Here is a 9,426-nt window from a genome sequence, read left to right as displayed (position 1 = left end):
AGAACAAAAACAATACACGCATCATCAAAATATGCTTTGTGCCTTGATTATAAATTGTATGACATAATTTTTCCAAATCTTTAATATTTTCGCATTTTTCTAATTCTATGGACAAAAATCTCATTTTTGTAAAATCCCTTGCTCCGTTAAAAACAACCATACGCTTAAATTTAAAAACAATAAAATCCCTAATCCCTACAAACAACTCCCTTTGACTTCTGGCGAGTGCGTTATTGTCATTTGATTTTTTCATAAAAAGTCCTCTCAATATTAAATTTTTCAATAGAAATCAAAAAGAACGTAATTTATAAAAAATCAAAAACAAGGAGCTTATTTATAAAAAAGAATAAAAAGATATATATAATATAGTAATTGCAATTATATAAATATCTCTCTCCCCTATTAATAATAAAATTGCAAAGAAAAATTTTTCCGATTTTATTCTATAAAACAAAAATTTCAAAATTTATGGTAGAATACAGAAATAGTTTTTAAAAAGTTAGCATTAGAAAATTAAGAAGCTTAGAACTAGCTAAATAATTATATTCTTCTGTAACATTAAAATCTCTAGGGTCTAGTTCTAAATAAGCGATAGAACTTGGTTTATAAAAATCCACTTGTTTAGCGATAGCTTTTTGCGAATAGGGCAGAGATTCTAATTCTTTTTGCAAATAAGCGATAAGCTCTTGCGCTTTTGATCCTCTTTGAGAGCGGGGTTGTTTAGAGTTTGGAAGGTGTTTTGGCTGGATAGGGGTTTGATTGGTTTTTGCAGGTTTAGGGGTTTTGCATTCAGCTTCTATTTCTATAGCAATGCCACCCTTAATTCCTACTTTTTTAATAAAGAATTGGCCATGTTTTTCTTGGCAATTTTGTTCTGCTTTTTTAACCAAATCTTTCTGTTCTTTAATGGTCTTTTGTTTTTCTTGTTCTAGTTCTATCCCACTCTTGTTTGCTCTATCCCTAGCGTTTTCAGCTTCCTTTTTTTCTTGTTCTAGTTCTATTTGTTTATCAATATCACCAGTGCTACAAGCGGCTAATAATAAACTTGTCGCTATTGTTAATCCTGAATATTTCCACCAATTGATTTGATTTTCTTTTTCAGCTTGTTTGGATTTATCTTGGACTTTATCGTCTAATTCTTTCGCTTTCTTGCACGCAATATGGGTCAATACTACTAATGCCGCACTGCTTTTCTTGGGGTGTTTTTTCACAAGTTCTCTAACTTTCTTTGCGATCTTTGTAAAAAACCCACCAATCGATCTGATCGTATTTGTAATGGCACTCACTTGTTTAAAATGAATCTCTTTATTTGTCTTTGCGTTAGCCATCTCTGTGTTTTTGCCAACCTTATTTGTTTTTCCTGTTTTTACTGATTTCATTACCAACCTTTTTTCAAAAAACAATCCCACTTTTCTAAATTATATCATGGAAACTAATACGAAAAACCCACTCAAGTTAGATCAACCCATTTATTATCAAGTTAAGCCATGGTCTTTCAACTCTTTTTCTAACTTGGCTACGGCGTTCCAAGTGGGGATCACGCTATCAGGGTTTAAAGAAATGGAAGTGATGCCTTCTTTGACTAAAAACTCTGTCACTTCAGGGTAATCGCTTGGGGCTTGCCCGCAAATCCCGCAATATTTGTTGTGCCTTTTACAAGCTTCAATCGCTTTTTTAAACATTTTTAGCATCGCTTCATTCCTTTCATCAAAGACATGGCTGACTAACTCGCTGTCTCTATCCACGCCTAAAGTGAGTTGGGTTAAATCGTTTGATCCAATAGAAAAGCCATCAAACAAGCTTAAGAAATCATCAGCCAAAATGACATTCACCGGCAATTCGCACATGATATAAATTTCAAGCCCGTTTTTACCGGATTCTAAATTGTTTTTTCTTAAGATTTCTAGGACTTTTTTACCCTCTTCAATGGTGCGCAAAAAAGGGATCATCACTTTCATGTTCGTTAAGCCCATTTCTTCTCTCACTAACGCTAAGGCTTCACACTCCCACGAAAACGCTTCGTTATAGCTTTCTGAATAATACCGACTAGCCCCCCTATAACCAAGCATGGGGTTTTCTTCATTAGGCTCATAGCTAGAGCCGCCAAGCATGCGCATGTATTCATTGGATTTGAAATCGCTAGTCCTTACAATGACGGGTTTAGGGTAAAACGCTGCGCTGATCATGCCAATGCCTTCAGCGATTTTTTTCACAAAAAAATCTTTAGGGTTAGCATAGCCTGCCATGAGGTTTTCAATTTCATTTTTTTCTTTCACGCTTTTTTTGTGGTGCAAATCCACTAAAGCTAAAGGGTGGGCTTTGATTTGATTTAAAATAATCATTTCCATTCTGGCCAGCCCTACGCCGTGATTAGGGAGTTGAGAAAAGCTAAAGGCTTTTTCAGGGTTTCCAATATTGATGTAAATTTTTGTTTGCGTTTCTTGCATGTTAGAAAGCTCCACCCTTTCAATTTCATGCTCATAAATGCCTGCATACACATAGCCCTCTTCGCCCTCAGCGCAAGAAACCGTGATTTCCATGCCAGTATAAAGGCTATCAGTCGCTCCGCTCACTCCAACAATAGCTGGCACGCCAATTTCTCTCGCCACAATCGCCGCATGGCAAGTGCGCCCTCCACGATTAGTGATAACCGCACTCGCTTTTTTCATGCAAGGCTCCCAATCCGGATCGGTATTATCCGTAACTAAAATTTCGCCCTCTTTAAAAGAATTCATGTGCTCCAAATCATTGATGATGCGCACTTTCCCTGAGCCAATTTTACTCCCAATCGCTCTGCCTTGTAAGATAATTTCTTTTTTTTCGTTAGGGTTTTTGAATTTGAATTTTTCAAAGACTTGATTTTCTTCTTTACTTTTTTGGCTTTGAACGGTTTCTGGGCGCGCTTGAACGATAAAGATTTCCCCGCTCTCGCCATCTTTAGCCCATTCTATATCCATGGGGCGGTATTGTTTGGCTTCTTTAGAGTAGTGTTTTTCAATTTCAATGGCGTATTTGGCTAAAATCAGCACGTCTTCATCGCTCAATGAAAAGGATTGCCATTCTTTTTTGGTGGTTTTAATGTTTCTGGTGGGGTGTTCGCTACCCCTTGGGGCATAGACCATTTTTTGCGTTTTATTGCCGAGTTGGCGTTTGATAATGGGGCGTTTGTTTTGCTCTAAAGTGGGCTTAAACACATAAAATTCATCAGGGTTTATCGTGCCACCCACCACATTTTCGCCCAACCCCCACGCTGAAGTGATAAACACCGCATCTTTAAAACCGGTTTCGGTGTCAATAGAAAACATCACGCCCGCGCTGCCTTTATCCGCTCGCACCATTTTTTGCACCCCCACACTCAAGGCGACTTTTAAATGATCAAACCCACGACTCGCCCTATAGCTAATCGCTCTATCGGTAAAAAGCGACGCTAAACAGGATTTGATATAGTGGATCAATTCTGTTTTACCCTTAATGTTTAAATAAGTGTCTTGCTGCCCGGCAAAAGAAGCGTCCGGCAAATCTTCTGCAGTAGCGGAGCTCCTTACAGCCACATCGGCTTCTTTCATGTGGTATTGCTGGCTTAAAATCTCATAAGCTTGAAAAATCTCATCTCTTAAATCGCTAGGAAAAGGCGTGCCAAAAATAAGCTCTCTGATTTGTTTGGAGCGGATTTTTAACACATCAATTTCGGTAGCATCAACATTTTCTAAAAGCTCTATGATTTTTTGTTTAGCCCCCCCTTGCTCTAAAAGATACCAATACGCTTCGCTTGTAATAGCAAAGCCATCAGGCACTTTAATACCAATTGGCACTAATTCTTGAAACATTTCACCAATGCTAGCGTTCTTGCCCCCAACCAGATTCACGTTCTTATTGTTCAACTCTTTGAAAAACTTGATATATCGCACAAAACTCCCTTAAAATTATCATTAAGTCTTTTAAAACAAAAATCCAATTAATGAATGATAGCATGATAGAGCTTTAGTTTTAGCTAGTTTGTATTCTAAGCTTTCTAATAGGGGTGTATTCTTTTTGATTTATGATTTTATTGTATAATAGGCGATTAGTTAGGTATTTTTGAATATAGAAAGGGTGGTTTTGTATAGGCGGTTGTTATTGAATTTGTTTTGTATGGTATTTTTACAAGCGTGTTTAAAGCCTATGAGCGACCCTAAAGCTGAGAAAGTGGATTCGCAAGTGCAATGCGGGTTTGGATCAAAAGATTGCTGAATTTTAAGGTTTAAAGAAAGGAAACATAAGTTTTAAAGAATGAGTGCGGAACTGATTGCCGTTTATAAAGACGAGCAAATAATAGATTTAGAGAACGCGAAAGTCTTAGGGCTGAGCGATGGGATCAAAGCGTTAAAAGGGAGCGAGCCGATATTTTTTGATGATTCGCCTTTGGCTTTAGAAGTGATCAGGCATTCATGCGCGCATTTGCTTGCGCAAAGCTTGAAAACCCTTTATCCGGACGCGAAATTTTTTGTAGGCCCTGTGGTAGAAGAGGGGTTTTATTACGATTTTAAAACCGCTTCAAAAATCAGCGAAGAGGATTTGCCTAAAATTGAAGCGAAAATGAAAGAATTTGCGAAGTCAAAGCTCGCTATCACTAAAGAGGTTTTAACCAGAGAGCAAGCCTTGGAGCGTTTTAAGGGCGATGAATTAAAGCATGCGGTGATGAGTAAAATCAGTGGCGATATATTTGGCGTGTATAAACAAGGCGAGTTTGAAGATTTGTGTAAGGGGCCACACCTCCCAAACACCCGTTTTTTAAACCATTTCAAGCTCACTAAATTGGCCGGGGCTTATTTGGGTGGCGATGAAAACAATGAAATGCTCATTAGAATCTATGGCATCGCTTTTGCCACCAAAGAGGGCTTAAAAGACTATCTTTTCCAAATAGAAGAAGCGAAAAAACGAGATCACAGAAAGCTAGGCGTGGAGCTAGGGCTTTTTAGTTTTGATGATGAGATAGGGGCGGGCTTACCTTTATGGTTGCCTAAAGGGGCAAGGCTTAGGAAACGCATTGAAGATTTATTGAGTAAAGCGTTACTTTTAAGAGGCTATGAGCCGGTTAAAGGCCCTGAGATTTTAAAGAGCGATGTGTGGAAAATCAGCGGGCATTATGACAACTATAAAGAAAACATGTATTTCACCACGATTGATGAGCAAGAATACGGCATAAAGCCTATGAATTGCGTGGGGCATATTAAAGTCTATCAAAGCGCTTTACACAGCTACAGGGATTTGCCCTTAAGGTTTTATGAATACGGCGTGGTGCATCGGCATGAAAAAAGCGGCGTGTTGCATGGGCTTTTAAGGGTTAGGGAATTTACCCAAGACGATGCGCATATTTTTTGCTCTTTTGAACAGATCCAAAGCGAAGTGAGCGCGATTTTAGATTTCACGCATAAGATCATGAAAGCGTTTGACTTTAGCTATGAAATGGAATTATCCACTAGACCAACTAAATCTATAGGCGATGATGAAGTTTGGGAAAAGGCCACTAGCGCTTTAAAAGAAGCCCTGAAAGAACACCGCATTGATTATAAGATTGATGAAGGGGGAGGGGCTTTCTATGGGCCTAAGATTGACATTAAAATCACTGACGCTTTAAAGCGTAAATGGCAGTGTGGCACGATTCAAGTGGATATGAATTTGCCTGAACGCTTTAAGCTCGCTTTCACTAATGAGTGTAATCACGCTGAACAGCCGGTGATGATCCACAGGGCGATTTTAGGCTCGTTTGAAAGGTTTATTGCGATTTTGAGCGAACATTTTGGGGGGAATTTCCCTTTCTTTGTCGCGCCCACTCAAATCGCTCTCATTCCCATTAACGAAGAGCATCATGTTTTTGCTTTGAAATTAAAAGAGGAACTAAAAAAGCGCGATATTTTTGTAGAAGTGTTGGATAAAAATGACAGCTTGAATAAAAAGGTGCGCTCAGCCGAAAAGCAAAAAATCCCTATGATTTTAGTGTTAGGGAACGAAGAAGTGGGAACAGAAATTTTATCCATTAGAGACAGAGAAAAACAAGCTCAATATAAAATGCCCTTAAAGGAGTTTTTAAACATGGTTGAATCTAAGATGCAAGAGGTTAGTTTTTGAGTAGGAACGAAGTGTTGTTAAACGGAGATATTAATTTTAAAGAAGTGCGTTGCGTGGGCGATAATGGCGAAGTGTATGGGATTATTTCTTCTAAAGAAGCACTCAATATCGCTCAAAATTTAGGTTTGGATTTGGTTTTGATTTCAGCGAGCGCGAAGCCCCCTGTGTGTAAGGTGATGGATTATAATAAATTCCGCTACCAAAATGAAAAGAAAATCAAGGAAGCCAAGAAAAAGCAAAAGCAAATTGAAATCAAAGAGATCAAGCTTTCCACTCAAATCGCGCAAAACGATATTAACTACAAAGTCAAGCATGCGAGAGAATTTATTGAAGCCAATAAACATGTCAAATTCAAAGTGGTTTTAAAGGGTAGGGAGAGTCAAAATTCAAAAGCCGGGCTTGATGTGCTTTTGAGAGTGCAAACAATGATGGAGGATTTAGCCAACCCTGAAAAAGAGCCAAAAACTGAGGGGCGTTTCGTTTCGTGGATGTTTGTACCTAAGGCTAAAGAAGCCCCCAAAAACGAAAAGAAAACTAAAGAAAATAACCCGCCTTTTAATCGTATTAACCTTATGAAAGGAGAAAATCATGCCAAAAATGAAGACTAATCGCGGCGCGTCTAAGCGTTTCAAAGTTAAAAAAAACTTGATTAAGCGTGGCAGTGCTTTTAAAAGCCATATTTTGACTAAAAAAAGCCCTAAGCGCAAAGCCAATCTAAACGCGCCAAAACATGTGCATCACACTAACGCGCATTCTGTCATGTCGTTGCTTTGCAGGGCTTAGGGATTGTGGGTTAGAAAGTGGAGTTAATCCCCTTGTTTAAGGGAAAGTCGTTTAAAAAACGCACCTAAAAATATTTTAAAAAGAAAGGTAAAGAAATGAGAGTTAAAACAGGCGTTGTGCGCAGAAGACGCCATAAAAAAGTCTTAAAACTCGCTAGAGGGTTTTATAGTGGCAGAAGAAAGCATTTTAGAAAGGCTAAAGAACAGCTTGAAAGAAGCATGTATTACGCCTTTAGGGATCGCAAACAAAAGAAAAGAGAGTTCAGGAGTTTGTGGGTGGTAAGGATTAATGCGGCTTGCAGAATGCACAATACAAGTTATTCACGCTTCATGCATGCCCTAAAAGTGGCTAACATTGAATTAGACCGCAAGGTTTTAGCAGACATGGCGATGAATGACATGCAAGCCTTTAAGAGCGTGTTAGAGAGCGTGAAAGAGCATCTTTGATCTCTATTGGCTGTTAGGTTTTAGTTTTAGCCTAAAAAAGGTGAGAGGATTTAGGAATTTTTACTAAAAAGTTCCTAAAATTGATTTTTGTTTCAATTTATTCTCATTCATTCGCTATATTTAATCAAAAAGAAAGCAATTTTATAGTAGAATGTAGCATTTAGAACTCAAGTAGAGAAAATGTAGAAGGAAGGAATACATGAAGAAATCTGTTATAGTAGGTGCTATCTCTCTAGCGATGACAAGCTTGTTGTCAGCAGAGACCCCTAAGCAAGAAAAAGCTATTAAGACTAGCCCTACAAAAAAAGGTGAAAGAAATGCTGCTTTTATAGGGATTGATTACCAGTTGGGTATGCTCAGCACTACCGCTCAAAATTGTTCCCATGGGAATTGTAATGGCAATCAAAGTGGGGCTTATGGCTCTAACACGCCTAACATGCCCACAGCGTCAAACCCCACAGGAGGGCTTACTCATGGCGCTCTAGGGACTCGTGGGTATAAAGGCTTAAGCAACCAACAATACGCTATCAATGGTTTTGGGTTTGTTGTAGGGTATAAGCATTTTTTTAAGAAAGCCCCACAATTTGGAATGCGTTATTACGGATTCTTTGATTTTGCAAGCTCTTATTATAAGTATTACACTTATAATGATTATGGCATGAGAGACGCTCGCAAGGGTTCTCAAAGTTTCATGTTTGGCTATGGGGCTGGCACAGATGTGTTGTTTAACCCGGCTATTTTCAATCGTGAGAACTTGCATTTTGGGTTTTTTCTTGGCGTTGCGATTGGTGGCACCTCTTGGGGTCCAACAAACTATTATTTTAAGGACTTAGCTGAAGAATATAGAGGGAGTTTCCACCCATCAAATTTTCAGGTCTTAGTTAATGGTGGGATTCGCTTAGGCACTAAACACCAAGGTTTTGAAATTGGCTTGAAAATCCAAACCATTCGCAACAATTATTATACCGCTAGTGCGGATAATGTCCCTGAAGGGGTTACTTATAAATTCACCTTTCACCGCCCCTATGCCTTTTATTGGCGTTACATTGTAAGCTTTTAAGGTGTTTTAGGGTTAATTTATGGGGGGGTATAGAAAAGGGCTTTTGCTCTTTATGGCCTTTTATGACTTTCTTGTATCAAAGCCGTTGTTTAATCAATACGGCCACTCAGCAAAAATGAAATCGCAATCCTTACAAGCAATTGAACTTATTGAACTTACCAACAACCGCACACAAACAAGTCTTTGAAAAATCAAAAATAAATTGATTATTTTTAAAAATAAGGTAAAAATAAGGGATATAGGTTAGCTGTTTTAATAGAGCACTGATCATAAAATTTAAAAATCAATTGGCTATTAAAACGCTATAAGTTATCTTTAATCAATCAGATGATAGAATTTATCTTTTATTTTTGAATTGGGAGCATTTGATGAAAAAATTAGCGGTTTCTTTATTATTTACAGGGACTTTTTTGGGGCTTTTTTTGAATGCGAGCGATTTTAAGAGCATGGATAATCAGCAACTATTAGAGCAAGCAGGGAAAGTTGCTCCTAGCGAAGTTCCAGAGTTTCGCGCAGAAGTCAATAAACGATTAGCAGCGATGAAAGAAGAAGAGCGTAAAAGTTATAAAGCGGATTTTAAGAAAGCGATGGATAAGAATTTAGCTTCTTTAAGCCAAGAAGATCGCAACAAGCGTAAAAAAGAAATTCTTGAAGTGATTGCTAACAAAAAGAAAACAATGACCATGAAAGAGTATCGTGAAGAAGGGCTAGATTTGCATGATTGCGCATGCGAAGGCCCTTTTCATGATCATGAAAAAAAGGGAAAAAAAGGGAAAAAACCAAGCCATCATAAGCATTAGCGCTTAGGGTGTGCTAACTTTTTTTGATTTTTGTAAAACCACGCCATAAGCCCCTAGCTTTTGGCTGTGGGGATTAGGGCGTTTTCGTGTTATAATTGTCATGGCGTTTGGGCACTTAAAATAGAGACTATCTATCTGGTGGGTGGGCTTTGTTGCTCTCAAATCCTTTAGCTGTAAAGAGCGTCTCAAATTTTTAGGGTTAAAGTTTTTGGAGTGTTTGTATTTTTTG

The 9,426-nt window shown here is 38.2% G+C and carries 9 protein-coding genes and 1 pseudogene; 7 read left to right on the top strand and 3 right to left on the bottom strand.

From position 1 onward, the window contains the following. The 3 genes and pseudogenes from QT76_RS08080 to ppsA form a co-directional block, all read right to left on the bottom strand. Positions 1-253 (bottom strand): annotated as a pseudogene (locus QT76_RS08080) (hypothetical protein); the annotation flags it as partial. Between the two features lie 238 nt (positions 254-491). Then, positions 492-1,379 carry a DUF874 family protein gene (locus QT76_RS05700; protein ID WP_050578764.1) on the bottom strand — a complete coding sequence of 296 codons (888 nt, stop codon included), beginning with the start codon at positions 1,377-1,379 and terminating at the stop codon, positions 492-494. A gap of 96 nt (positions 1,380-1,475) precedes the next feature. Then, positions 1,476-3,908: a pyruvate, water dikinase gene (gene ppsA, locus QT76_RS05695; protein ID WP_033616947.1), complete on the bottom strand. Its 2,433-nt coding sequence runs from the start codon at positions 3,906-3,908 to the stop codon at positions 1,476-1,478. Positions 3,909-4,098: 190 nt separating this feature from the next. Between ppsA and QT76_RS08620 the strand changes: the two genes are divergently transcribed. From QT76_RS08620 to QT76_RS05655, 7 genes are all read left to right on the top strand, one after another. Next, positions 4,099-4,230 (top strand): hypothetical protein, encoded by a 132-nt coding sequence (locus QT76_RS08620; RefSeq protein WP_001871589.1) that lies wholly within the window; start codon positions 4,099-4,101, stop codon positions 4,228-4,230. Between the two features lie 39 nt (positions 4,231-4,269). Then, the gene (gene thrS / locus QT76_RS05685) at positions 4,270-6,108 is read left to right on the top strand and encodes a threonine--tRNA ligase (RefSeq protein WP_033616946.1); all 1,839 of its coding nucleotides are present in this window, start codon (positions 4,270-4,272) and stop codon (positions 6,106-6,108) included. Further along, a complete protein-coding gene (gene infC, locus QT76_RS05680) occupies positions 6,105-6,716 on the top strand; it encodes a translation initiation factor IF-3 (RefSeq protein ID WP_000089213.1) in 612 nt (203 codons plus the stop codon). Before thrS ends, infC begins: the two co-directional genes overlap by 4 nt. Beyond that, positions 6,697-6,891: a 50S ribosomal protein L35 gene (gene rpmI, locus QT76_RS05675; protein WP_001125542.1), complete on the top strand. Its 195-nt coding sequence runs from the start codon at positions 6,697-6,699 to the stop codon at positions 6,889-6,891. Before infC ends, rpmI begins: the two co-directional genes overlap by 20 nt. A 95-nt stretch (positions 6,892-6,986) precedes the next feature. Continuing rightward, positions 6,987-7,337 (top strand): 50S ribosomal protein L20, encoded by a 351-nt coding sequence (gene rplT / locus QT76_RS05670; protein WP_001264175.1) that lies wholly within the window; start codon positions 6,987-6,989, stop codon positions 7,335-7,337. 199 nt (positions 7,338-7,536) lie between these two features. Continuing rightward, positions 7,537-8,397: an outer membrane protein gene (locus QT76_RS05665; protein ID WP_000750179.1), complete on the top strand. Its 861-nt coding sequence runs from the start codon at positions 7,537-7,539 to the stop codon at positions 8,395-8,397. A 368-nt stretch (positions 8,398-8,765) separates the two neighbouring features. Continuing rightward, positions 8,766-9,197, top strand: coding sequence for a DUF1104 domain-containing protein (locus QT76_RS05655; protein WP_033616944.1), 432 nt, complete (start codon positions 8,766-8,768; stop codon positions 9,195-9,197). Positions 9,198-9,426 lie beyond the last annotated feature (229 nt).

Origin of the sequence: Helicobacter pylori SA37A (assembly GCF_000476015.1) — a bacterium.
GTDB classification, from domain to species: Bacteria; Campylobacterota; Campylobacteria; order Campylobacterales; family Helicobacteraceae; genus Helicobacter; species Helicobacter pylori_DB.
This window is presented reverse-complemented; position numbering and strand designations above follow the sequence as displayed.

Bases quoted from the DNA above. Each gene is read 5' to 3' on its own strand.
- QT76_RS05700 (WP_050578764.1), bottom strand. From the start codon at position 1,379: ATGAAATCAGTAAAAACAGGAAAAACAAATAAGGTTGGCAAAAACACA.
- thrS (WP_033616946.1), top strand. From the start codon at position 4,270: ATGAGTGCGGAACTGATTGCCGTTTATAAAGACGAGCAAATAATAGAT.
- rpmI (WP_001125542.1), top strand. From the start codon at position 6,697: ATGCCAAAAATGAAGACTAATCGCGGCGCGTCTAAGCGTTTCAAAGTT.
- rplT (WP_001264175.1), top strand. From the start codon at position 6,987: ATGAGAGTTAAAACAGGCGTTGTGCGCAGAAGACGCCATAAAAAAGTC.
- QT76_RS05665 (WP_000750179.1), top strand. From the start codon at position 7,537: ATGAAGAAATCTGTTATAGTAGGTGCTATCTCTCTAGCGATGACAAGC.
- QT76_RS05655 (WP_033616944.1), top strand. From the start codon at position 8,766: ATGAAAAAATTAGCGGTTTCTTTATTATTTACAGGGACTTTTTTGGGG.